This is a genomic window from Desulfobaculum senezii, from assembly GCF_054657395.1.
In genome coordinates this window covers 1,663,709-1,687,527 of sequence record NZ_BAAHYU010000002.1, presented here as the reverse complement: position 1 = coordinate 1,687,527, position 23,819 = coordinate 1,663,709, and the positions used below count along the sequence as shown (strand labels likewise).

Genomic DNA, 23,819 nt, shown 5'->3' with positions numbered 1-23,819 from the left:
TGTATGCCCGGCGCACTCCGGGACGGGAGGAGCCGGACGCGGGTTATTCGTTGATGAGGGTGCGGTACGTGATGGAGTGCCAGCTCTGGCACCGGGGGCACCGGAAGAAGACCTGCTCGCGTTTCAGGCCGCAGCGGCGGCAGACAAAGCGTTTCAGCCCGCGGGCATGTTTGACGAAGAACTCGAGCTGCTGGCGAAACGCCGGGGACAGCGGCTGATCGTCCATGCTGATGGCTAAAAGTTCAAGGCGCGCGGGCCAAAAGTCCGGATTGAGCACAAGGGTTTTTTCCAGCCATGCGCGGGACTTTTCGCTGTCGTGACTACAGACCATCCATGCGGCGTAAAACTGCGCCAAAAGGTCCGGGTCGCGTTTTTCCAAAACGGAGAGAACCGCGTCGCACAGCTCTCTAGGTGGGTGATAACTGAAGGGTTTGTCCGTGTCGAGTTCACCTTCCAGCGCGTCGTGCTGGCGGGCGGCGGCGAGGATGCCTTCAAACAGGACAAAGGCGAGACTGTCGTCTACTTTATTCAGCGCCTTGTGCAGGTGCCTCGACAGGGTGGGCCAGTCCTCGTTGGCGAGGTCATGCAGCAGGTGGGCCTGCCACGCTTCAACGGAGCCGGGGTAGGTCTTGAGGGCTTTTTTGAGCCACTTGTTCCCGGCTGCGACGTTGTCGTCGTCGAAATGGTCCTGCGCAAGGCGGACCATGTAGTGGGCCTCGGCAATGTCGTTGCCAAGCTGGGCATAATAGCGCGATGCGCGTTCAAAGTCGCCTGTGTCGGCGGTCATGCGGGCCAGTTCGTCAACGATGGCGGGGTTGTCGCCAGAAATTTTGCGCGCCTGTTCAAAGGCGCCGAGGGCGCGGTCGATAAAGCCGCCGCGCTTGTAGTCCAGCCCCAGTTCGTACCATGTTTTGGCCTTGACGGCGTCGTCCAGACCGGGGCGGACGATGAGGTTTTGACGAATCTGTACCGCCCGCTCAATTTCGCCGTGCGAGCGGTACAGATTCCCAAGAGCCAGATATATTTCAACGGCGTCGGGATTGTCCTTTGCAACCTGACTCAGTTCCGCAATGGCGGCCTGAGTATCACGAGAAACCGGAGCAAAGCTGCCGGGGTCCGCGACCTCGGTGCCGCCGGAGAAGCTCTTGCCACCACGCAAGGGCAAGAGGCGAGTGAGCCAGTTCATGCAAATCCCTTGGCCGTTCCGGCCGTTTTTTTACTGTGCTGCGGGAGTTTCGGCTTCTGCGGCCGGGGTCTCTGCCGGGAAGTTTTTGTCCTCCAGCGGCAGATTGCGCAGGGAGGTCACTTCCTTTTCAAGGTTTCTGAGCTTTTTGCGGCAGCGGCGCAGCTCTGCACAGGTGCGGAACTTCTCATACAGGAAGTACAGCGTACACAGAATGCCACCCAGCACAAAAGCGGACAGAAGAATGAAATAGATGGGCTGATGGATCAGGAACAAATCCTGCCCAAACAGCGTCAGGCCAAGCTCAACCTGCTGCGACAGGGACTCCATGTTCTGTGCAAACAGCACCATGGTCAGGAAAAACAGGACAAGCAGGGCCAGAACTTTCAAGTAACGCATTAACTTTCCTCCTCCTTGGCGGATTGTTTCGTCTTAAACTCGTCAAAATAGGGTTTGAGGCTGGCATAGGTGTGATCAATATGTTCTGGGATGACGCGGGTTTCCGAGGCGAATGCCATGAAGGAGGAATCCCCGACCCATCGGGGGACGAGATGGAAGTGCAGGTGCTCTTTAATGCCAGCGCCTGCGGCCTCGCCCATGTTGACCCCCATGTTGATGCCTTGGGGGGAGAAGTGCGTTGTGAGTATGCGGGTGGATTCGTGCATGAGGTCCATCATTTCATGGTGTTCTTCCGGACGCAGGTCCACCAGACTCATGACGTGGCGGTACGGCGTCACCATAAGGTGGCCGTTGTTATAGGGGAAAATGTTCATGATGACAAAGGAATACCGCCCCCGGTACAGGATGCGGCGCGCGGCGTCTTCGTCCGTGTGCTTGGGCAGGCAGAAAGGGCAGGTGTCCGGCTTGGGGCCGAGGATGTAATCGAGCCGCCATGGGGCCCATAGTACTTCCATATGACGTACCTCTTGGTTGTGATTGCGCCCGGTTAGTGGGCGTCGTCCGCAATATGCCGCAAAGCGAGGTCCACGGCCTGCCGCGCCGATGTCGCGGCAATAACGCCTGTCATGTCCGCGTAGGCGCCAATGGCAATGACGGCTTTCCCGGCTTTGAGGGCAAAGCCCACCTCGGACAGGGTGCCGCTGCCGCCTTCCACCGCGATGACCACATCCCCGTTGGCGACAACGAGGGCGTTGCGCATTTGCCCAAGGCCAGTGGCTATGGGCACGTCGATGGCGCTATTTGCATCGTCCGGGCTGCTCCCGGGCAGAATGCCGATGGTGCGGCCACCGAGGTTCTGCGCGCCTTTGGCGGCGGCATGCATCACGCCGCCAAGGCCGCCACATACAAGGTCGCACCCCGCATCAGCGATGCGGCGGCCAACCTCGCGGGCGACTGCGGCGGTGGTTTCGTCGCAGTGGCCGGACCCTATGACGGAAATCCGTGGGCGGCGCTTCATAGTTTTGTCATCCTACCGGCATGTTGTGTGTCACATACGCCGTGAAAGCGAAACATTTACACGGCATAGGCCGCAAGGGCAAGGGGCGCGCTGTGCCCCCGGGCCAGAGGGACGGCGCAACGCGTCCCAACACGGCACAGAAATCATACAATCCTAGGCACAGACCGAAATGCACCACGCACCTGCGGCGTGTCCAGCGTGTCCGCCGCGCGACACTGCGGCGTCGTTGCCCGCGCCCTGCATGGGGCATGCGCCGGGCCTGCAATATTGGCCCCGTGCGCCGCGCGGATTACTCCGCGTCGGTCTTTGCCGCGCTGTCTGCCCCATCCTTTGACGTGTTCTCCCCAGACTTGCGCTCCGGCTCGTCCGCAGGTGCCCCCTCAGCCTCACCAGCTGATGAGGAGTTCCCTGCGGCAACTTCACCGGATTGAGAGCCAACCGGCGTAGCGGGAGCCATTTCAAGGCCCAGATAGTCCGGGTCGTCCACCAAACGGTGCGCGAGGGCCAGTTGGTCCTCGCGGCAGGAGGCCTGCCCGTCCAGCATTGCGGCGCGCAGCTTTTTGAGCACCGTGCCAAACTCCGGCCCCGGCTGGAGGCCCATGGCCAGCAGGTCGTGCCCGTCTATTTCCAATTCCTGCGTCTTGAGCTGGGTCAGGAACAGGGACATGCTCTTGCGGATATCCTCCTGATTAAAGCGCGCCATGATGTACAGGATGCCCTCAAGGGGCAGTGTCTCCAGCATAAAATAGAGTTCGCTGGCCGGGCCGCCCCGGTGCTTCCATTTCTTGTAGGCGTACACGGTGTTGTTCACCTGCGTCCGCAGGGCCAAAAGCTCCGTGGATTGCCGCTTGGTCAGATTAAAGCGCGTCGCAACGGACTGCACGTCCTCCTCGGGCATGCCGTTGAGCATCGCCATGAAGAAGAGCATCCAGTTGTGCGGCAGGTCGCCAAGGTAGAGCAGGCGGTGCCAGTCCAGCACCTTTTTAATTTCCTCCAGCAGGGTCTCCTGCGCCGGGGTCAGCGTCAGCAACGGGTGCATGGTCTCCAGAATTTTATAGTGCCGCATCTGTTTCAGGCACTCCACGGCGTTTTCCTCGTCAAAGATGAGGTTCATCTCGTGGAAAAGGCGCGTCCCGGAGAGCTTGGGGATCATATCCAGCTGCATGGCGTTGCGGATAAGGCGGTCCGTCTGGCCGCCAATGCGGAAATTGTAGCGCTTGGCAAAGCGGATGCACCGCAAAATGCGCGTTGGGTCCTCCACAAAGGACAGGGAGTGGAGCACGCGGATGACGCGGTTTTTGATGTCGCGCTGGGCTCCGAAGAAGTCCACCAGCTTGCCGAAGCGGTCCGGATTGAGCTGCACGGCAAGGGCGTTGATGGTGAAATCGCGCCGGTACAGGTCCATCTTGATGGAGGAGAGCTCCACCGTGGGCAGGGCCGCCGGGTACTCGTAGTATTCAAGGCGGGCCGTGGCCACGTCGATACGCTGGCCGTCCTCAAGGATGACCACGGCGGTGCGGAATTTATGGTGCGCGCGCACGCGCCCGCCCAGCTTGGCCGCAAGGGCGCGGGCAAAGTCAATGCCGTTGCCCTCCACCACAAGGTCAAGATCGGAGTTGGGCGTATGCATAAGGATGTCGCGTACAAAGCCGCCCACGGCGTAGACCTCCATGCCCATATCACGCCCAAGCTCACCGGCGCGGCGCAGGATGGAGAAAAGCTCCTTGGGCAGTCTGTCGCGTATCATGATGCGGATATTGCGCTCGCGGCGCTTCTCCGGCTGCAGGGACTCGGGAATGCGCGCGGGTTCTTCGATGAGGATGTTGATAAGGTCCGTGCGCGTCAGCACGCCAATCACCAGCCCGTTTTCAATGACGGGAACAAGGCGCTGCCCTCGGCCCAGCACGATTTCCATCACGTTGTACAGGTCCGACTCCGGGGCGACGGTGGCGTTGCTGCGGGTCAGGTAGTCCGTGGCGGGCAGATGCCCAAGGCCGTGGGCCACCGCGCGGTCCGCGATTTGATGCTCCAAGATGCCTTGGCATTCCCGTGTTTCGGCCTGCACCACAGGGGCGGCCTTCAACCCAAAGCGTGTCATGATTTCGCTGGCCTCGGTGATGGTCTTGTCACTCTCGATGAGGATGGGCGGGTGCGACATAAGCTGGCGGACCCGCTCCTGCGGGGCGATGTGCGAGAGCAGAAGGGCGAAAAGCTCGTCCTTCACCTGCGAGGGCGTTCTGTCCTTGATGCTGGCCGACGCAGCGGATGCATGCCCACCGCCACCAAAGGAGGCGCAAATCTGACTGACGTCCACCTCTGGACTGCGCGAGCGCGCCACAAGCTGAATGCGGTCGCCCATGCGGCCAAGGGCAAACAGCACGTTGATGTGCTCCATGTCCAGCATCTTGTGCGCCAGCAGGGCGAAATCGTTAACGTATTCCTCGGTGCTGACCTCCGTGACCACCACCGCGGTATTGCGGATATCGTGGGTTTGGGCGGCCTCCAGCATGGTGTTGAGCAGGGCGACCTGATCGGCGCTGAGGTCGCGGGTGATAAGGTCGGACACAAAGGTCACATCCATGCCCTGTTCCAGCAGCCACGCCGCGGCCATATAGTCGTGCACCGTGGTGGAATTGAAGGTAAAGGAGCCGGTGTCCTCATAGATGCCAAGGGCGATGATGTCCGCCTCCCGGCTCTCCACGGTGATGCCTTTCCTTTTCAGCTCGTGGCAGAGGATAGTGGCGGTGGAGCCCCAGTTGTTGACGATGCCTTCCGAGGAGTCCACATCGTCCGGGGTGTCCGGGTGATGGTCGTAGGCGTGGATGATCAGGCCCTCGTTCTCGAAAACCGGGGCCACGTGGTTCACGCGCGATTTTTGGCGGGTGTCTACCACCACAAGGGTGCTCACCGTGGACAGGTCAATTTCCTTCACGTTGCGGAAGTTGAACATGTACATCGCGCTTTGGATGTAGAAATTGCGCAGGTTGCGCTCCTGCGAACCGGGGAAGACAAGCGTTGCCCCGGGATACAGGCGGCTTGCGGCTATCATGGCGGCAAGGGCGTCAAAGTCCGCATTCATATGCGTGGTAATGATGGTGGGGGCGCTGATTTTATTGGACATGGTATCCTGTGGTTCTACTTTCGTGCGCGGCAGTGGCGCGGTGTTGTCATGCGTTGAGGCAAAGGCATTGATGCGGGGATGGCGCAGCCGCGCCCCACGCAAAACCTCAGGCGCGCGGGGAGGGCGCGCGGCCTCCCTTACCGTACACGCTTCGGGGCGAGAAGCCACCAAACGTCCGGGAAGGAAGGGTTCTGCCGAGGGTTATGGATTTCAGCTTTTTTTTCAAGCACCTAAGGGCAAACTTTTTGCGCCACGGCCTTGCTTTGTGCTCTGCCCGTCCTCTAGTATGGCACAGAATTGTCCCGTATTTCAGGCTGTTCACCTTTGCCCCGGAGGCACCGCATGCGCATTGCAGTCATTGGGCGAACCGGAAAACTCCTTGCGGCGGCGCGCCGCCTGCACGGGCAGGGCGCGCGGATTCCCGTGGTCTGGACCTGTCCACCGCAGGACTACGAAGGCACGCCGCCAGAAGCCTTTGCCGCCTTGGCCCGCGAAACCGGGGCGGATTACCGCCTCAGTCCCGACCTTACAGCCCCGGAGGCGCAGGCGGCCCTTGCCGCGGCGCGGTGCGATGTCGCCATTTCCATGGGCTACCTCTACCGCATTCCAAAGGCCGTCCGGGCGCTGTTTCCCCACGGCATCCTCAACTGTCATGGCGGCGACCTGCCGCGCTACCGGGGGAGTGCATGCGCCAATTGGGCACTCCTGCAGGGGGAGACGTCCGTGGCGCTCACGGTGCATCAGATGGCCGACGGCATCGACGCCGGGCCCATACTGCTCAAGGAATACCTGCCCATCTCGGATGGCACTTACATCGGCGACATTATGCAGTGGTACGAGGCGTGCGCGCCGGACCTCCTCGCCAACGCCGCTAGGGGCCTCCTGCACGGGGACATCACGCCCCAGCCGCAACCGGCGGACCCGGAGCAGGCGCTTCGGTGCTATCCACGCCGCCCCGAGGATGGCCGCATCAACTGGACAGCCTCCGCCGAGGCCATCTGCCGTCTTGTCCGCGCGACATCGCGGCCTTTTGCCGGAGCCTTCAGCTTGTATGAAGGGCGCGAACGCGTCACGGTATGGCGCGCACGGCCACACCGCCCGCGCCAGCCGTTCTTGGCCGTGCCCGGGCATGTGTGCCGAGTCGAAGGGGAAAATCCCGTCGTCGCCTGCGGCGATTCCCGCCAGATGGTGGAGATTGAAGAAGTCGGTATGGAAGGGAAAACACCCGCCGAAGCCAAAGCGCTATTGCGGCGCAGTGTACGCGCCCGCGTCGTCTGAGGGCTGGGCCGCGGTCTGGCTTTTGCCGTGGGTTATGGCGTCTGCCGCATCCCGCATCAATACGGCACCACGCTGCTGCGCCGCCGCGCAGGCCTCATGGAACCATTCCCGCACACCCGGCCCCTCGCCCGAGGCAACGTGCCTATTGAGCGCGGCCATATCGTGCTGGTCCTTTTTAGCGCGGGCATAATGCGCCATGCTTTGCGTATTTAAATAGATATGGATGGGATGGAAGAGCAGAACCACCGGGTCCTGCCTGCCGGGGTCGGCAAGGAGGTCCTGCGGCGTGCGCAGGCCATATTGCAGGCTGGCGCCGTCGCCAAAGTGGAGAGGAAACCGGACAAGTCCGGTATGGTGGACGTAGGGCGGCACTTCGGGGGAATCGTGCGCCATGATGTTGCAATCGTAGGACAACCCCGCCTTGGCAAACAGATAGATGCTGGTGCTGTCCATCCGGTAGCGGTGGTTTCGCACGCCAGCGGCATCCGGGTACAGGTCTAGCAGGTGATGCAGGGTGTCGCGGTCTGACGCGTCTGGCTGACCGAAAAAGGGATGCAGGCCAACCTCGTGCCCTTGTCTGGCGGCCCAATGCAGCGCGGGGCTGTGGTTGGTGGCATAAAACGTCGCAAGAATGCCGTAGGACTCCACAAGGCGCACCGCGTATTCCAGCACGGGTTCCGGCGCCCAATCCGCATCAAACGTCATGGCTACGGCCATTATCTGTCCTCCCAGAGGCGTGGCAGGTCTCGGCCCGCCCGGATGGCGTAGCCAGTGTAGAAGGACCGTACCACACCGCTGGCGCTCTCGCAAAACCCTCTATTTTTTCGCCTTCATACCGGAACGCGGATGGAATTGACTGTGCATACGCTTTAAACGGCCACTTTGCACGTGGGTATAGATTTCCGTTGCCGTGATGTCGGAGTGCCCGAGGAGGATTTGCACGGTACGCAGGTCCGCGCCGCCTTCCAACAAATGCGTGGCAAAGGAGTGGCGGAACGTATGCGGGGAAATATCGCGCGTGATGCCTGCCTCAAGGGCGTAGCGCTTCACGCATTTCCACACCGCTTGGCGCGACAGCCCCTTGCCGGAGCGGTTCAGGAAGACGAAATCCTGCTTGGGCGAAAACTGGGGGCGCCAATGGCGCAGGTAGGTTTCCAAATACTCCTGCGCGGCGTAATGGATGGGCACCAGCCGTTCCTTGGCGCCCTTGCCAAATATCTTCAAAACGCCCACTTGCGGGTCAAAATCAAAAGCCTTGAGGGCGATAAGCTCACTCACGCGCAGCCCGCCCGCGTAAAGCAGTTCCAGCATGGTTCTGTCGCGGTAGCCCAGCTTTTCCTCGGTGCGCGGGCGCTGCAGGATGGCGGACATTTCCTCCACGGACAGCACTTCCGGCAGTTTGCGGGGGAGTTTGGGATTTTCCAGATACTGGGACGGATTCCCCTGCACCAGCCCTTCGTCCTCCAGCCACGCAAAGAAGCCGCGCAGGGTGGAAAGATACCGCGCAAGGCTGCGGCTTTTCACGCCCTTACGCCGCAGGTGGAAGAGATACAGGGACAGACTTTGCTGGGTCACGCCCTCAAGAGGAGCCTTCTTCTCGTCCAAAAAGTCAGTAAATGCCGCAAGGTCGGCGGCGTAGGCGCTGAGCGAATTCTCGGACAGGCCGCGAACCACCAGCAGGTGCTCAAGGTAACTGTCCAGCCATGGATGCGCTGTGCGGCGCGGGGCGGTCTCGGAAGGGGTGGAGGTCATAATCTTTGTTGTGGTTGCAGGTTTTTCCATATGCTCCGCGACGATACACATACGCGCGGCGCTCCTCAAGTGGCGGTGGGTGGTTTGAGGCTGGGGGAGGGCGCAGCCGAAAAGCGGCGGCAGGCCACATCAAAACCGCAAAGGCGGCCCCGCATGCCACTTTGGCGCGGAAAACGGCGCAATACAGCGCAGCGGAGCAGAATTTGCGCATGCCCTCGTCCGCAAGGGGGCGTCTTTTCAGCATTCGCGGGTTTTGCAGCGCGCGGCGCAGTTGACATAGCCTGCGGGGGGCGGTTACTTTTCGCCCTTTACCACAGGGAATAACTGGATACCGCTTGAACTGGAAAACACCTTTGAAGGAGACATCTCGTGTCTGAATTCAAACTTGCCCGTCGTGTGGCCGACCTTCCGCCGTACCTTTTCGCCCGCATCGACAAGGTGAAAAAGGAAGTCGCCGCCCGCGGCGTGGATATCATCAGCCTCGGCATCGGCGACCCCGACCTGCCGACGCCGGACTTCATCATCGACGAACTGTGCCGCTCCGCAAGGAAGCCGGCCAACCACCGGTATCCGGATTACGAGGGGCTGGACGAGTTCCGCTCGGCTGTGGCCAACTGGTATGGCCGCCGCTTCAACGTCTCCCTCGATCCCGCAACCGAGGTGGTGAACCTTATCGGCTCCAAGGAGGGCATCGCCCACTTTGCGCTGGCCGTCACCGACCCCGGCGACGTGAACCTGGTGTGCACGCCCAACTATCCCGTGTACCCCATCGCCACGGACTTTGCCGACGGCGAAACCGTGTTCATCCCGCAGCCGGAATCCAACAACTTTCTGCCCCTGCTGGACTCCGTGTCCGACGAAATGTGGCAGCGCGCCAAGTCCATCTACGTCAACTTCCCGAACAACCCCACGGCCGCCATGGCCACGCCGGAGTTCTTCCAGAAGCTGGTGGACCGCGCCCGCGAGACCAATACCATCATCGTGCACGACGCCGCCTACACGGAAATCTACTTCGACGACAACAACAAGCCCCTGTCCATCCTTGAGACGCCAGGCGCCAAGGACGTCGCCGTGGAGTTCCACTCCCTGTCCAAGACCTACAACATGACCGGCTGGCGGGTCGGCATGGCCGTGGGCAATCCGCAGCTCATCGGCGCACTTGGCAACATCAAGACCAACGTGGACTCCGGCTGCTTCCAGGCCGTGCAGGAGGCCGCCATCCTCGCCCTGAACGAGGGCGACGCCGCCGTTGAGGAAAACCGCAAGGTCTACCGCAAGCGTCGCGACGTGATGGTAAAGGCCCTTGAAAAGGCCGGCATTGAATGCCGCGTGCCCGACGCCACCATCTACCTGTGGGCCAAGGTGCCGGAAGGCTACACCTCCGCCGAATTCGTCACCAAGATGATTGAGGAGAAGGGCGTGGTCATCACCCCCGGCAGCGGCTTTGGCGAGCCGGGAGAAGGGTTCTTCCGCATCTCCCTCACCGTGCCTACTGAGCGGCTTGAGGAGGCGGCATCACGTATCTCCAGCCTGTAACAGCCTATATCTGCCTCGGTTCCAACCTTGGCGACACCGAAGACAACCTCGCCCGGGCCATTACGCGCCTGGGCGAGATTTCCGGTGTTCGCGTGGACAAGACCTCATCAGTCTTCTTTACCGAGCCGCAGAATGTGAAGGAACAGCCGTGGTTTGCCAATCAGGTTGTGCGCGTGGTATGCGAGCCGGATGTCTCGGCGCATCGCCTGCTTGATGCACTGCTGACTGCGGAAAAGGATCTTGGACGTGAACGCGGCGAGGCGGCAGTCCGCTTTGGCCCGCGCATCATCGACATAGACCTGCTCCTCTACGGCAACGAAGTGCTCATCACTCCCACGCTTGAGGTGCCGCATCCACGTATGAAGGACCGCGCCTTTGTGCTGGTTCCCCTTGCGGAGCTGGCGGGCGATTTGCTCTTTCCGGATGGCGACACGCTGCGCGGCGCCTTGGGGCGCCTTGACTACCGCGTGGATGAGGCCAAAATCTGGCAGGACTAGCGCCGCCGCGCCCCTGCTGCGCGTCTTTTCAACCCCTTTAGCGACAGGCCGTGTTTTGGCCAAGTGGTGCGAACATGCTGAAATTCCTCATCGTCATCGTCTGCGCCTTTCTCCTCTTTAAGCTCATCAAGGGCGACCAGAAAAAGAAGGTCACCAAGGAGCAGAAGGAAAAGGAGACTATGTCCGCCACTGGCGAGACCGTCAAAGACCCCGTCTGCGGCACGTATGTGCCAAGTGACGCCAATATCCGCGTGAAGGATGGCAGCGGCGTTCACTGTTTTTGCAGCTACGAGTGCCGCGACAAATACCTCAAGCAGATTGAGGCCACTCCGGCCCAGTCCAGCGCCGCCAAAGGCGAAGAGGGCGCGCCCGAGGGCGACTAACGCCGCCACGGCATCCGCGGGGTAGGGCTTTGCCTCCGCCCCCATGTCCGATTCTTCTCGTATCCCCCATCGCACCCCGTGCGTGAAGGGGACACACAGCGCGTGCGACGCCGCGCCCGAGAGGGCATCGCGCCCCGCGCCCGTAGGCCTTCAAACGCCCCGACCAGACCAGCCCCACGGGCTCAGCGTCTGGCCGGGGCGTTTTGCATTTGAAAACCGCGCCCTTTATGCTAGGTTGGCGGGAAGTTTCCGCTTTTTAACCTCACAAGGGAGCCATACATGCGTTTTTTCATTGATACGGCAAATCTTGAGGAAATCCGGGAGGCCAAGCGCTATGGCCTGATTGACGGCGTTACCACAAACCCGTCGCTCTTTGCCAAGGAGTCCGAAAACTGGCGCACTCTGGCAGAGAAAATCTGCAAGGAAGTCAACGGCCCGGTCAGTCTTGAAGTTGTTGGGACAACGGCTGAAGAGATGATAAAGGAAGCGCGCGACCTCGCTTCCATCGCCTCCAATGTGGTGGTGAAGATTCCCATGCTCCTCGAAGGCATGAAAGCGGTAGCCCAGCTGTCGTCGGAGAACATCGCCACCAACGTCACGCTGTGCTTTTCGCCGTCTCAGGCGCTCATCGCGGCCAAGGCCGGAGCAACCTACATCAGCCCCTTTGTCGGCCGTGTGGATGATATGTCCTACGACGGAATGGAAATGGTGAATCAGATTGTCACCATCTACCGCAATTACGATTTCAAAACGCAGGTGCTCGTGGCCAGCGTACGCAGCCCCATGCATATCGTGGAATCCGCCCTCATGGGCGCAGACGTTGCCACCATTCCCTTCAAGGTCCTCAAAAGCCTGTCCCAGCACCCGCTTACGGACATCGGGCTGGAAAAGTTCCTTGAAGACTGGAAAAGAGCCCCCGGCGCCTCCTAGCGCCCCGAGTGGCGAATACAAACGAGCAAAGGACGCCCCCGCGCAAAGCGGAGGCGTCCTTTTTTATGTGTGGGTGGTGGAGCGGGCGTGACGACCCGGCAAAGAAGAAGATGCTCCGCAGGGTTAAGGGCCGCAGGCCCGTAACAATCCCGTTTAAACGCCAGTAATGCGTTCCGGACGAGCGGTCTCTCTCAGGCCCCGGCGTTGGCGCCACGCCTCCGCGGGCAACTGCCTAAGCGTGGAAGGGGAGTCCTCCCTTTTTTAGGAGGCCTGAAAAGGAGAGGCTATGCCGCCCAACTCTTTTTCGGGCGGGCTTCCAGCCCGAAAACCTAAGGATTCTTAAGAACGAAGTCCTTAAGCCATCGGAGATACCCTCTTGCCCCCGGCGCAACGACCCGGCCTGCCCCCTAAGCACCCCTTCGCCCTCGCTACCCTTTGAGCGCGTCGGCGAGGGTTTCGCCAGCATTGTAGCCCATTTCCATAAGGTCTTGATGCGAGGAGATGATGCCCCGGTCAAAGAGCGAAGGAACGGACATGGCGGAGACGATGTCGTAGCCGAGCGCTTCAAGGGGCAGACGCAGGGCGTCGAGGGCAAAGCCGAGTTCCTTTTCGTCGGGCTGCTCGCCAATAATGCCGATGACGGCCTTGCGCCCCTGTCCAGCAAGCCGGCTGGACCAACCGCGCGGGCGGGTGTCTTCGAAGTCATAATAACAGTACAGCCTGTCAATAAAGGCCTTCATCCATGCGGTAACATTGTAGTTGTGCACTGGCGAGATGAGAACAAGTCCTTTGGACTCCTGAATGCGTGGGTACAGAAGAGTCATTCCGTCCTGCAGGCGTGTGCACATCTTTTCTTTGCGGCATTTTTCACATCCGACACAGGACTCGTAGCGGTAATCGCGCAGATGCGCTGAAAAAATATGCCGGCCCTTGTCGGCAGCGCCGCTCAAAACGGCATCAAGCAATGCGTGCGAGTTGCCTTTCGCTCTGGGGCTTCCTTCCACTCCAAGAATCATATTTCCTCCTACGATAGCCGATAGATACGCATCGGCGCGCTCATTTGCGATACTCTCTCATGCATTTTGCCAGCTGAAACAAGAAAAGGCCATGCTGCACTGGGTGAATCCGGTGAAACCGTGTCGCAAATGAACACCGATGGCAGATAATGTGCGAAGGATTGAGGGCAACACCCTCACCCAACAGCGCAACGGAATCTCCAGACTCCCTCTCTCTGCGTCCATAGCAGAAACAGACTAAAGACCCCCCGTACCTTCCCCCTTCGTTCACACAGTAGCGCCTTTGCGGGCCTTTTCTCCTTTGCTGTAAGGGACACACGTCACGCAGACGTGAAAAACGCCGTACAAGGCGAATTTGCGCGTTTTAAGCCGCGCCAAGCACTCATGACACACAATGAACGCCGTCAAAGCCAAAAAAGCATGGACAGACAAGGCGGTAGGGGAGGGGAGCACGGCTTGAAAGGGCGAAGCTCCGTTCCAAAGTCTTTCGAGGAGGCGCATCAAGGGCCTTTCGCCGGAAAAGGGGCCTCAACATGGCTCAAAACCCCACAAGTGGCCCAATTCGAGGAACTTAGACGCAGAATGCGTGCAAAGTGACGACTCAAAAGCCAACAACCAATGAAAAAGCGAAAAACACAATGATACCAGAACAAAGTAGGCATTGAAAGCGGGCGGCAATCATCACAAGAAGCCATATTACAGCGCAAAAAGGCGCATGAAAGCACACACTAACGAGAAACAGACGACATATCCACATCCGGCAAAAGGAAATCCTGAGGCATGTTCGATACCAATGAGGGAAAGAGCCAACAACGCAGCACCACCAAGCCGTCAAAGAAAGGGCAACTGTGTCAAATCAGCACCCAGAGCCGCCTCAAGCCGTGTGGAGAACCTGTCGACGAAGCGTGGAAAAGACACCCACAAAACCACCTTGGCGCTGTTCGCCTAAGGCCTCAAAAACGCCGTGAAACATCGTGATAAAAGCTGCGCGAATACATGCCGGGATAGGGCGTCAAGGGCGGTGAAAAGACGTAGAAAGTGCCCCCTGTGAAGCGGAAAAAATGAGGCACCACGCGGCATTGAGTGGTGCCTCATAGGCCCGAGACTATGGCGCGGAGCGCCGGCGAGGAAGAACCGTCATAGCATGGGCGTAATCCGCCTAAACGCTCGCATATCAACGCTGTGAAAGCTGTGGAATTCAGCAGGAAAAGTCGTCGGCCAGAAGCCCTCAAAAGCTCAAGATCTGAAACTCAGGTGTCGAATCAGGGCGAAAACGCGCCAGACAAAGCGGCCAAAAACGGGGGCAAAATGCCGGGGCGAAAGCCCAATCACGGCCCGTTTTCGACTTGAATAAAAGTCTCATAATGTAAATTATGTTAACTTTAATAAACGAAAGGAAATGCGGGAGCCTTTTATCCATGAGGGTTTTGTGTTTTCACCCCTATCTGTGAAACACTTTTCCCACGTTTCACTTGAGGTTGAAGGATTTCCGGCGCCGCTGCCGCCATCTTGGACGTCAAACCGGAGAAAGACTGACCGGCCTCGCCGACGACTCTGACAAAATCGCCGCCCCAAAACGGCACACTTCTCCCTGTCCGCCTCTCTCAGGCTTCGGTGATTATGACGTAATTCATAGGCAGATTCCGCCTGACATGACCGGTGGGAATGCGTGCTCCTTTTTGCCGGACTCGAAGGCCCACACGCACGAACGGCAACGCCCCCATGCACCGTAGGATGGCTAGGCTCGCATTCTTTTCAGCTTCTCTCTTTCTGCTTTCTCCTTGGCCTGCACAGCCTCCAGTGCCCGTCTTCGTCTGCGGAATCCATACGCATTGCCCGGCCACAGGAGTCCGTGAAACGGGCGCTCCCCCTAGCTCCTGAGACAAGCACAAAACTCGCTCGAACAGAGTGCTTTTCACGCAAAAATATGCCTCATAATCTTCCCTTCGAAGGCCGCTGTCTCCGCATGCTGGGGATACGTCTGACTCCGCCAATCGGTACGCTTCAAGTACTCCAAGCGGGCCCTCTGAAGCGATTGGCACAGAGACAGCTTGCTGGCCGACATGGCGCCTCACTGTCTCGCGTGAGACGCCCCCTCAGAAGCCGACAAGTCCCTCCTGCACTTGGGGAGCCACACGAGAGCGCGCGGACGACTTGTGACTTGTGCTCCGCCTCCAGAGCGTAGGGAAGAAAAGCGTGAGGGGGCCTCCCGGAGCCCCCGTGGCGCAGGAGAAGGCGTCTAAGGCTCACGGGGGGGGCGCTGTTGGTATGGGCGATGACCACGGATGATATGTTCATGCGTCGGTAGGCGGAAGAAAGCAGCTTTCGCTTGGCCCCCATCACGCACAGGATGCATTCCAGCTGCTTGGCAAAGGGGAAGGCGGTCTCCACCATGGGCATCTGTCCCAATCATTCCCTTGGCGTAGCAGACAAGCGCCCGCGCAACGTCGAACGTAACGCCTAGACCTAAGGCGCACGCTCAACATACCGTCTCTACGCAGAGAGAAGGCAAAGCGGCCTGCTCAGGCAGGCGAATTTATCCTAAGGGAGTGTGGTCGGACGGGATGAAAAGAAAGGGACGGCTAGGCCACTCGCGCCAGATCCATACGGCTACGCGCACAACACCCTTGCCGTGCCCAAACACTCAACCGGGAGTGTGAGTCGTGGTGGTTTAGCTCGTTTTAAAAACTTAAAGTTGTACTTGAATCTACTCTTCAACATGCTGAATCTACACGATTTTTCTTCCAGCCCAGTAATGCCCTTGCCCTTCTTCCCGTCCTCTTGCCCCACTCCCCTTTCGGCGCACACTACCGCACCTGTACACATGGGGAGAGGGGAATCGGCATGCATTCTAAGGAGCAGGACTCAACATGTATTCGCCACTAATCTCAGATAATTGCGGTATTCTTCAAGTGACAATTGAATTTCGACTGTTCTTCCTATTTAATCCTAATTACTCACATCTTAGGGATTATTCCTCCGTAAATCTTTATTTTACTCCAAATACATACACGGAACCTTTCCCGCAGCAGTCTCTTTCTGTTCACTTTTCCCCTACGACGCCCCGGTGAACCTGCCAGACCAATGCGCCCGGCGTCTTACCCCGCCGTTCCGCCTTCTGTTGTTCTTGTCCACGGCAAAGCCTGGCGCGAACAGCTGCAACATACTGAAATTATATGCCAATAGTCCTAACTTAAAGTAGAGCTTTAAGCCCACCCCGAGCCCCAATTCCCTCAGCAGGCTACTTCTTGGTCATGCGATACACGCCGTCCCAGCTCTCACCAGGCGGGACCGGCGGATTGTGCGCGTACTCTTCGCACCGCTTCACATACACCTCGGAGGGAGTGGTCTTGCCTTCTGGAACGCGTTCGAATTCTAGCGCCTCGGTGAAGCGCTTTTTGGCGGGTTCCCAGTCCATATTCAAATAGAGCTCCATTCCTTCGTCAAAGAGGGCAAACAGACGCTTCTCCTGCTCCGTCAATTCGCCCTTCATGGCGCACAGTTCGTACACTTTTACAGGCTCGTCCTTGCCCACAACGGCGATGGTGTCGATAAAGCGCACCTCCACCATATCGCGCACCACAGCCCCCTCCCCTGCAGGCTGTTCAAGCACAAACTCGCTGATGAGGTTATACACGCCATACTGCTTGGCTCCGGATTCCAGACGCGCCGCCAGATTCACGGCGTCGCCCATCATGGTGTAGTTCATGCGCATGGTGCTGCCCATGTTGCCCACCACAATTTCGCCGGAATTAAGACCAATGCGCGTTTTCATCTCGTGCACCACGCGGGGCCATTTATCGCCGGGGGCCCACTCTTCAGGCGGGAATCCCTTGAGGTTGCGCTCTGGCTCGCCGGGCTGAATGCGCTCCGCCTGCCATTTGGCGCGCAGCTCCAGAATGCTGGCCTGCATGCGCACGGCAATGCGGCACGCCCGCAGCGCGTGGTCCGGCACATCCATAGGCGCGCCCACAAACGCCACAATGGCGTCACCTTCGTACTTATCAAGGGTGCCACGTTCCGCGATGAGGATATCCGTCATGGCTGTCAGGTATTCATTGAGCAGTTCAACAAGCTGAGGGGCGGAGAGCTTTTCGGAAAACGTCGAAAAGCTCTGAATGTCGGAGAAAAACGCCGTAATTGTCCGCGCTTCGCCGCCAAGTTCCGGCATTTCCTTGTTCTCGAACATCTCGTCGATCAGTTCGGGCGACAGATAACTGGCAAAGGTGCTGTGCAGGAACTTTTTCTGCCCTTCTTCACGCCAGTATTTCATCAACGTCAGCAGGACAAAATTGCCGCCAATGGCGATGAAGATATACAGCGGCGAAATGGAATACCCACGCCCCCCCATGGACCACAGCGCCCCATACCACGCCCCGGCAACACAGACGCCAAGGGGGATAATGCTGAAGGCCGCGCTGGCCCATGTGAGCAGGATGGCCGCGAAAACGCCCGCGCCAAACGTGAGCGAAAGCTCCATCTCACGCGCCCATTCCGGCACATGCAGAAAGTCCTCCCGGAGAATATTATCCACCACATTGGCGTGCACCTCCACGCCCGGGAGCGTGGCGTCAAAAGGCGTGGCGCGCAGATCCAAAAGCCCTGCGGCGCTGGTGCCGACAAAAACGATTTTCCCCTCCAGTTCATGCTTTCCAAGGCTTCCGTCCAAAATTTTGCTGGCGGAGATGTAGCGGAAAGTGTGGCGTGGCCCACGGTACTTGCATAAAAACCGCCCGGATGTGTCCACCGGAACAATGGTGCGCCCTATCTTAACGCTCTCGAGGCCGTTTGGCCCGACCTTGAGCGTTGCTTGGCGCACGCCAGAGGCCTTCATGAGCGCCGCAAGGGAAAGGTTCGGATAAATTTCTCCCGCGTAATGCACCAAAAGAGGAATCCGACGCACCACGCCGTCAGCATCCGTTGTTGTATTGATAAAGCCGGACATATCCACAGCCCGGCCCAGCACAGGCAGGTTGCACACCACGGACGGCGCGCCCGTCAGGTACTGCTCATACTCGCCAGCACCCGCGGAGCGGATCACAGCGCGGGACAGTTCGTGCAAGGCGCAGTCCTGCGAGCCCGCGCCCTGTGCCTGCCCGGCAAAATTGAAGAAATAGCCCAAAACAAAGGGCCCTTGCCCCAATACACCGGCAAAGACCCTGTCATTATCCATCAGCGCCTCAGGCATGCCCGAGAACTCAACCTCCACATTCAAATCGCGCCGCAGGTCCTTCTTGAGCACCACGGGGGAGGTACGGTCCGCCTCCGCAAAGAGAATATCCAGCGCCACCACCCGCGCCCCGGCATCCCGCAGCCGCGCTAAAAGCAGGGCCACACGGTAGCGCGGCCACGGCCACTGGCCATACTTCGACAGCGTCCGTTCATCGAGGTCCACCACAACCGGCACCCCCGTTGTCGCCGGGGTATGCGTCTGCTGCAGCATGACGTCATAGAGCTTGAGGTCCAGCAGCCTGAGAAAATACGGCTGGCGCACATACAACCACGCCACAAGCACGGAAAACGCAAGGCCCGTGAGGAATACGGGCAGTCGCCCGCCCAGCAGGCGTTTCATCACCGTTTTGAAGCGCCCCTTCTCGGTCATGGTGCCCTCTCATCGGCTGGGGTGAAGATGAAAAACGTTGGCGCTGGGCAATTCTCGGCGGCATTTTCTCCGCGCAGGGGGCTTCTTCCACGGCCTCACGCGGTCAATCAGGGCCTCTGTGGACTCCCGCCGCTAAAGCGGCGTCCATCCGACAGTGACAGCAGGCCACAGTGGCGTCAGTCCACCAGCGCCATCGCCCAACAGACCAAGACGCTTCAGCATACCACTCCCCGCGCCAAAGGGCACCCCTTGGCGCGCCGGGTGGGAGGCGTTGCCCTCGTCGGCGGCAAACGCCGCTTCACAACCGCTCGCCCCGCGCTGCGCCACAAAAAAAGGCAGCCATTTGGCTGCCTTATGCTCTTCCTTCAAGTGGAACTTCAACTTTGAAGCAGTGGTCCGGAGTACTGCCAGCCTTCCGGGGGCTGGGTCTTCCATCTGCGGTGCATCCAGTACCATTGATCGGGGAATTTGCGGATAATCCGCGTCACAGCCCCTGTGTAAAACTCTGCGGCTTTCTGGACGCGCTCCTCTCTGGAGCCTTCCAGTTCGCGGGTATCAAGGTAATCCTCAGTGTGGATAACATAGCTGCCTTTCTCATCGCGGAGCATAAAAATGGGGCAAATGCAGGCCTTGGCGCGCACAGCAAGGAGCGCCGGCCCCATATTCACCGCCGCAAAGTCCTTGAGAAAGGGCAAGAACACGGCTTCGCTGGTGCTGCAGTTATGGTCCACCAAAAATCCCGTCATTCCGCCCTGCCGCAGGCAACGCAGCACCTTGGGGGCCGCCATGCGGTGCGCCAGCACGTCCACATCGGACTTGCTGCGCAATTCCGTCATCAGCCTATGCAGCGCTTCGTCCTTAGGACGCCGTACAACGATTTGTTTGGGGCTTCGACGTATAAAGAGTTGGAAAATGCCCGCAAGAAGCTCCCAGGCCCCCATATGGGCCGTTGCGGCGATGGCGGGCCTGTCGAGATCGCGAATCTTCTGGAAGGACTCTGGCGTGGCGATGCTCAGCCGATCCTGCACAAAGCGCCAATCCACGCGGCTGGAGAGAAATATCTCCAAAAACGAGCGGCCGCTGTTTCGGAAACTGCGGCGCGCCGTGGCTTCCGCAATGGGGCGCGGCAGGTCAAGGTGGCGCATCATGCCTTCCGTCGCCATTTTGCGGCGCTCGGGGAGCACGGTCCACAGCAGGTCGCCAAGGCGCTCCCCTGCGCGGGCCGCCGTCTCAAAGCTCATGGTCTGCCCTGCCCGGGCAAGCCCCTGGTAAACAATCTCTTTCATCTAGATTCTCATCCATGCGTAGAGGGCCGCTATGGTCTTGCGGCTGTAGATGGCAACGCGGCTTTTGAACCAGCTGGGGCCTTTTTTGCGGCGGACTTCCAAACGGCAGATGTGCGCGGGCGATGTTCCGAGCGCGACCGGGCCGTTCTCCAGTGTAAAGAGCAGGCGAAAACCTGCGGCCTGCGCGGCTTCCACCGCAATAGGATGCGCGGCGCCCCACGGCCAGCCAAGGGTTGTCACCTGCGCGCCAAAGCGCTTTTCCAAGTCGCCACGGCTGGCGCTAAGGTTATCCTGAACGCGCGCGAAAAATTCGTCGTCCGTCTCCAGACGCTCCTTGTCCGCCAGATACAAATGGGCGGTGAATTCCGGCACCATACGCGGCGGCTCGCCCTGCTCCAGCCCGGCATGCCAGCGCGCATAGGCCCAGTGGTCGGGCTTTTCCGGCTTCTGCCACGGGGGCATACTCCCCATAACGTGGGTGGTGGAGTGGCTGCCAATGGCAAAGGTGCCGTCCGCCATGATGGAGCGGATTTCACTCTCGCTCATCCACGCCCCGCGCGCACCAGTGACCAAAAAATCCCGGTGCGCCTCGTGCGCGATAATAGGCTCATCCACGCCGGATTCATCCTCGGGCCGGATGCGGTTGTTGATGATGAACACCGTGGCGTGCAGACCATGTTCACGGAAAAACGGCGCGACGCGGGTGTACAGGTCTCGAAAACCGTCGTCGAACGTGACGCAGACCGATGGCGCAGACAGTGCCTCGCCATCCAAAAAACGCTCCAGCCGGTCCAAGCTGATGGTGCGGATGCCATGCGCCTTGAGCCACAGCATCTGGCGCGTAAACGCGGCCCACGGCATGCCGTTGCCATCAATATTGTGATAGCACAGCACCGGCACGGAGGAGCGGCCAACGCACTTAGACCAGAGCATCCAGTTTTTCCTTGAGTTTACGGCGCTCCTCGGCCAGCACCTCGTCGGTGAGTTTGGCCTCGGACACGTGATACGGCTCGCCAAAGATAATGCGGCAGCTGGAAAACGGCAGCGGCAGGATGAATTTATCCCACGAGCGGTCAAAAACCTTGGCCCGGGAAGGGACAACGCGCGCCGGAACAATAGGCGAACGGGCTTTTTGGGCCAGATAAAACACGCCGTCCTTCACCTCGTGCCGGGGGCCGCGCGGGCCATCCACGGTGATAAAGCCCTGCCTGCCCTGCTTTCGCACCATGCGGCATGCGCCCATAAGCGCGCGCACTCCGCCGCGGCTGGATGAACCTTGGCAGATGTCCACACCAAGGTGATTCAGCATACGGGTAGCGATGGTGCCGTCCTTGCTGAGGCTGACAATACCCACCCACCTGCTGCGCGTACGTGCGCGCAGCTTGGGGAAGATAAACAGCTCGTTGTGCCAGCACGCCAGCACAATGGAGCCTTCGCGCTCCCAAATGTCCTGCAGCGGCTCCATGTTCTCCGCATGCACCCGGATGGTGGCCGTCCACAAACGGTACAGCCACGACAACGGCAGGGAGACGACTTCAGGATGAAGAGGGATTTTCATGGGCTATTCGGCCTCGTCCGGGGCCTCGCCAGAAGGTCCGGCATTTTTGAACTGCATGTTGTAGAGCTGGGCATACAGGCCGCAGGATTCCAAAAGCTCGGCATGGGTGCCCTGCGCCACGATGCGTCCGCTCTCCATCACCACAATCTTGTCCGCACCAAGAATGGTGGACAGACGGTGGGCAATGACGATGCTGGTCCGGTTGTGCATCAGGTTTTCAAGGGCGGCCTGCACCTTGCGCTCGGCGTGGGTGTCCAGCGCGCTGGTGGCCTCGTCAAGGATAAGAAGCTGCGGGTCCTTGTACAGGGCGCGGGCGATGGTCAAGCGCTGCTTCTGCCCACCGGAAATCTTGGTGCCGCGCTCGCCAAGCACGGTATCGTAGCCTGCGGGCAATTCTTGAATAAACCCGTCGGCATAGGCCATCTCCGTACACCTGTGTACCACGTCCGGGTCCGGGGAATCGTTGCCATAGGCGATGTTCTCCAAAACCGAGGCATTGAACAGGAACGTATCCTGACTGACGATGCCGATGTTCCGGCGCAGGGAGGCCAGCGTGTATTCGTCCACGTTGCGGCCATTTAACATAATGCGGCCGGACTGCGGCGTGTAGAAGCGCGGAATCATATTGACCAGCGTGGTCTTGCCCGCGCCGCTTGGGCCCACAAGGGCCACCTGCTCACCCGCCTTCACGGACAGCGTGACGTTGTCCAGCGCAGGAGCCTCGCACCCGGGGTAATGCAGGGTTACGCCCTCAAGGTGGAGTTCCTTGAAGTCGCCCTCCAAAATGGCGGAGCCGTCCTGTTCAATGGTGTACTCCGGGGAATCGAGGATGTCGAATACGCGTTCTGCGCCGGCAAGGGCGCGCTGAATCTCCATATTCGCGCTGTTCAGCTTCTTTACCGGGGCGTACATGAGGCCCACCGCGACGAGGAAGGAAAAGAACGAACCCGGCGTGGTCGCGCCTTCAATAACCTGCGTGCCGCCGTACCACATAACAAATGCGGTCCCTACAGCGCCCACAAGGTCCATCACCGGGGAGGACAGCTCGCTGAACACGACTTCCTTTCCGGCAATTTTGACCAGCCTGTTGTTTTCCTTGGCGAACTTTTCGGTTTCGCGCTCTTCGTTGGCAAAGGCCTTCACCACGCGGATGCCGTTAAAGATTTCCTGCAGGATGACGTTGATATCCGCAATTTTGCTCTGGTTCTTGCGGCCAATTTTGCGCAGCTTTTTACCAAAGAAAACAACCGGATAAACGGCAAGAGGAAAGCCAACAAGCGCGATGCAGGCCAAAAACGGCTCCTGATAGAACGCCACGCAAATAAGCCCCACCATTTCCAGCGCCTGCCGGATAAGCATAACGATGGACGGCAGGCTGTTGCGAATCATGGAGACGTCCATGGTTATGCGCGACATCAGGTTGCCCACCTGCTGCTCCTCAAAGAAGCCGACGGGCAGGTGCATCATCTTGTCGTGCAGCTCATTACGCAGTGTTTCCAACACTTTGAGGCCGCACATGCGCATTTCGAAATTCTGCAGGTAGCGGAAAACACCCTTGATGAGGAAAACCGCAACGTATGCTGCGGGGATAATAAGCAGGGCCTGCTCGTTTTTGTTGCCGAAGATATCGTCAAAGGCAGGCTTGACGAGGTATGCGGCCGCGCCGGAACAGGCGGCCACGATGGCCATGGAGATAACGGCCAGAAAAATGCGGAATTTGTATGGGGTAAAATATCCCAGAGAGCGCTTGAGAAGCGGGATGCTCTTGACCTTTCTATCGTATTGCTTTGCCACGTATACTCCCGAAGGATGATCTTGTCTTTGTGCGAGAACCGCAGGATGCGGCAACGCGCGCAAACGCGTACAGATAAAGGATTCCCGCCCCGAAATCCAGAGGAAATTCCGGAGCGCGCCCGCTGCGCCCGGGCATTTTGGGGTGCGGGGCTTGTGCGCGTGGGGCCGCGCGAAGGCGTAGCGGACATGTCCTTAAAGAGAAGAGGCTTCGCGGCGCAACCGGCGCATCCGCCGCCAGCCGGGGATATCCCTGCCCCGTGTCCCCCTACGCGTGCTCGCGCCCTGCCCTCCGGGCTGTCACGCGTTGGCGTGTAGGGCGGCTTCTCCACGCCCAATCACCCCGAGGTACAAACAAACGCCCGCGCCGCAAGGCTTTGCGCTGTGAGCAGGTTTGTCTATGCGTTTGGCACTTTGCAATCGGAACTATCAATTTGACCCGCTGGCATTCTCGCGTTTCCATACATGG

The 23,819-nt window shown here is 59.5% G+C and carries 18 protein-coding genes; 5 read left to right on the top strand and 13 right to left on the bottom strand.

All coding sequences use genetic code 11. The annotated features are described in order from the left end of the window. Positions 1–43 precede the first annotated feature (43 nt). From ACYQ2T_RS08330 to ACYQ2T_RS08310, 5 genes are all read right to left on the bottom strand, one after another. On the bottom strand, positions 44–1,186 hold the full coding sequence (locus ACYQ2T_RS08330; RefSeq protein WP_459899918.1) for a tetratricopeptide repeat protein: 1,143 nt from the start codon (positions 1,184–1,186) through the stop codon (positions 44–46). 30 nt (positions 1,187–1,216) lie between these two features. Beyond that, on the bottom strand, positions 1,217–1,582 hold the full coding sequence (locus tag ACYQ2T_RS08325) for a lipopolysaccharide assembly protein LapA domain-containing protein (protein ID WP_404844969.1): 366 nt from the start codon (positions 1,580–1,582) through the stop codon (positions 1,217–1,219). Beyond that, the gene (locus ACYQ2T_RS08320; RefSeq protein ID WP_459899917.1) at positions 1,582–2,097 is read right to left on the bottom strand and encodes an HIT family protein; all 516 of its coding nucleotides are present in this window, start codon (positions 2,095–2,097) and stop codon (positions 1,582–1,584) included. Before ACYQ2T_RS08320 ends, ACYQ2T_RS08325 begins: the two co-directional genes overlap by 1 nt. 32 nt (positions 2,098–2,129) lie before the next feature. Further along, positions 2,130–2,600: a TIGR00725 family protein gene (locus ACYQ2T_RS08315; protein WP_459899916.1), complete on the bottom strand. Its 471-nt coding sequence runs from the start codon at positions 2,598–2,600 to the stop codon at positions 2,130–2,132. Positions 2,601–2,889: 289 nt separating this feature from the next. Continuing rightward, positions 2,890–5,721 (bottom strand): CBS domain-containing protein, encoded by a 2,832-nt coding sequence (locus tag ACYQ2T_RS08310; RefSeq protein WP_459899915.1) that lies wholly within the window; start codon positions 5,719–5,721, stop codon positions 2,890–2,892. A 342-nt stretch (positions 5,722–6,063) separates the two neighbouring features. On the opposite strand from ACYQ2T_RS08310, the gene ACYQ2T_RS08305 reads away from it, so the two are divergent. After that, positions 6,064–6,999 (top strand): methionyl-tRNA formyltransferase, encoded by a 936-nt coding sequence (locus ACYQ2T_RS08305; RefSeq protein ID WP_459899914.1) that lies wholly within the window; start codon positions 6,064–6,066, stop codon positions 6,997–6,999. On the opposite strand, the gene ACYQ2T_RS08300 is transcribed toward ACYQ2T_RS08305, so the two are convergent. After that, entirely contained in the window at positions 6,964–7,716 is a 753-nt protein-coding gene (locus ACYQ2T_RS08300; protein ID WP_459899913.1) for a polysaccharide deacetylase WbmS family protein, read from the bottom strand. The two genes, ACYQ2T_RS08305 and ACYQ2T_RS08300, sit on opposite strands and share 36 nt — an antisense overlap. A 99-nt stretch (positions 7,717–7,815) precedes the next feature. Next, on the bottom strand, positions 7,816–8,751 hold the full coding sequence (gene xerD / locus ACYQ2T_RS08295; protein WP_459900096.1) for a site-specific tyrosine recombinase XerD: 936 nt from the start codon (positions 8,749–8,751) through the stop codon (positions 7,816–7,818). A gap of 369 nt (positions 8,752–9,120) precedes the next feature. Between xerD and ACYQ2T_RS08290 the strand changes: the two genes are divergently transcribed. The 4 genes from ACYQ2T_RS08290 (at position 9,121) to fsa (ending at position 12,097) form a co-directional block, all read left to right on the top strand. Continuing rightward, complete coding sequence (locus ACYQ2T_RS08290; RefSeq protein WP_459899912.1) at positions 9,121–10,287, top strand: LL-diaminopimelate aminotransferase; 1,167 nt, start codon at positions 9,121–9,123, stop codon at positions 10,285–10,287. Then, the gene (gene folK, locus ACYQ2T_RS08285) at positions 10,266–10,784 is read left to right on the top strand and encodes a 2-amino-4-hydroxy-6-hydroxymethyldihydropteridine diphosphokinase (protein WP_459900095.1); all 519 of its coding nucleotides are present in this window, start codon (positions 10,266–10,268) and stop codon (positions 10,782–10,784) included. Before ACYQ2T_RS08290 ends, folK begins: the two co-directional genes overlap by 22 nt. A gap of 74 nt (positions 10,785–10,858) precedes the next feature. Next, entirely contained in the window at positions 10,859–11,167 is a 309-nt protein-coding gene (locus ACYQ2T_RS08280) for a transcriptional regulator (RefSeq protein WP_459899911.1), read from the top strand. 279 nt (positions 11,168–11,446) lie between these two features. Next, a complete protein-coding gene (gene fsa, locus ACYQ2T_RS08275) occupies positions 11,447–12,097 on the top strand; it encodes a fructose-6-phosphate aldolase (RefSeq protein ID WP_459899910.1) in 651 nt (216 codons plus the stop codon). A 428-nt stretch (positions 12,098–12,525) separates the two neighbouring features. Here fsa and ACYQ2T_RS08270 read toward each other — a convergent pair whose 3' ends face one another. The 6 genes from ACYQ2T_RS08270 to ACYQ2T_RS08245 form a co-directional block, all read right to left on the bottom strand. After that, positions 12,526–13,113, bottom strand: coding sequence for a flavodoxin family protein (locus tag ACYQ2T_RS08270; protein WP_459899909.1), 588 nt, complete (start codon positions 13,111–13,113; stop codon positions 12,526–12,528). A 3,241-nt stretch (positions 13,114–16,354) separates the two neighbouring features. Beyond that, positions 16,355–18,715: a CHASE2 domain-containing protein gene (locus ACYQ2T_RS08265; protein ID WP_459899908.1), complete on the bottom strand. Its 2,361-nt coding sequence runs from the start codon at positions 18,713–18,715 to the stop codon at positions 16,355–16,357. 377 nt (positions 18,716–19,092) lie between these two features. After that, positions 19,093–20,001: a lysophospholipid acyltransferase family protein gene (locus ACYQ2T_RS08260; protein WP_459899907.1), complete on the bottom strand. Its 909-nt coding sequence runs from the start codon at positions 19,999–20,001 to the stop codon at positions 19,093–19,095. Further along, positions 20,002–20,934: a polysaccharide deacetylase family protein gene (locus tag ACYQ2T_RS08255; protein ID WP_459899906.1), complete on the bottom strand. Its 933-nt coding sequence runs from the start codon at positions 20,932–20,934 to the stop codon at positions 20,002–20,004. Continuing rightward, on the bottom strand, positions 20,921–21,559 hold the full coding sequence (locus ACYQ2T_RS08250; RefSeq protein ID WP_459899905.1) for a lysophospholipid acyltransferase family protein: 639 nt from the start codon (positions 21,557–21,559) through the stop codon (positions 20,921–20,923). Before ACYQ2T_RS08250 ends, ACYQ2T_RS08255 begins: the two co-directional genes overlap by 14 nt. A gap of 3 nt (positions 21,560–21,562) precedes the next feature. After that, positions 21,563–23,353, bottom strand: a complete 1,791-nt coding sequence (locus ACYQ2T_RS08245; protein WP_459899904.1) for an ABC transporter ATP-binding protein — start codon at positions 23,351–23,353, stop codon at positions 21,563–21,565. Positions 23,354–23,819 lie beyond the last annotated feature (466 nt).

Coding starts and splice junctions, on each gene's coding strand:
- ACYQ2T_RS08330 (WP_459899918.1), bottom strand. CDS start 1,186: ATGAACTGGCTCACTCGCCTCTTGCCCTTGCGTGGTGGCAAGAGCTTC.
- ACYQ2T_RS08325 (WP_404844969.1), bottom strand. CDS start 1,582: ATGCGTTACTTGAAAGTTCTGGCCCTGCTTGTCCTGTTTTTCCTGACC.
- ACYQ2T_RS08320 (WP_459899917.1), bottom strand. CDS start 2,097: ATGGAAGTACTATGGGCCCCATGGCGGCTCGATTACATCCTCGGCCCC.
- ACYQ2T_RS08315 (WP_459899916.1), bottom strand. CDS start 2,600: ATGAAGCGCCGCCCACGGATTTCCGTCATAGGGTCCGGCCACTGCGAC.
- ACYQ2T_RS08310 (WP_459899915.1), bottom strand. CDS start 5,721: ATGTCCAATAAAATCAGCGCCCCCACCATCATTACCACGCATATGAAT.
- ACYQ2T_RS08305 (WP_459899914.1), top strand. CDS start 6,064: ATGCGCATTGCAGTCATTGGGCGAACCGGAAAACTCCTTGCGGCGGCG.
- ACYQ2T_RS08300 (WP_459899913.1), bottom strand. CDS start 7,716: ATGGCCGTAGCCATGACGTTTGATGCGGATTGGGCGCCGGAACCCGTG.
- xerD (WP_459900096.1), bottom strand. CDS start 8,751: ATGACCTCCACCCCTTCCGAGACCGCCCCGCGCCGCACAGCGCATCCA.
- ACYQ2T_RS08280 (WP_459899911.1), top strand. CDS start 10,859: ATGCTGAAATTCCTCATCGTCATCGTCTGCGCCTTTCTCCTCTTTAAG.
- fsa (WP_459899910.1), top strand. CDS start 11,447: ATGCGTTTTTTCATTGATACGGCAAATCTTGAGGAAATCCGGGAGGCC.
- ACYQ2T_RS08270 (WP_459899909.1), bottom strand. CDS start 13,113: ATGATTCTTGGAGTGGAAGGAAGCCCCAGAGCGAAAGGCAACTCGCAC.
- ACYQ2T_RS08265 (WP_459899908.1), bottom strand. CDS start 18,715: ATGACCGAGAAGGGGCGCTTCAAAACGGTGATGAAACGCCTGCTGGGC.
- ACYQ2T_RS08260 (WP_459899907.1), bottom strand. CDS start 20,001: ATGAAAGAGATTGTTTACCAGGGGCTTGCCCGGGCAGGGCAGACCATG.
- ACYQ2T_RS08255 (WP_459899906.1), bottom strand. CDS start 20,934: ATGCTCTGGTCTAAGTGCGTTGGCCGCTCCTCCGTGCCGGTGCTGTGC.
- ACYQ2T_RS08250 (WP_459899905.1), bottom strand. CDS start 21,559: ATGAAAATCCCTCTTCATCCTGAAGTCGTCTCCCTGCCGTTGTCGTGG.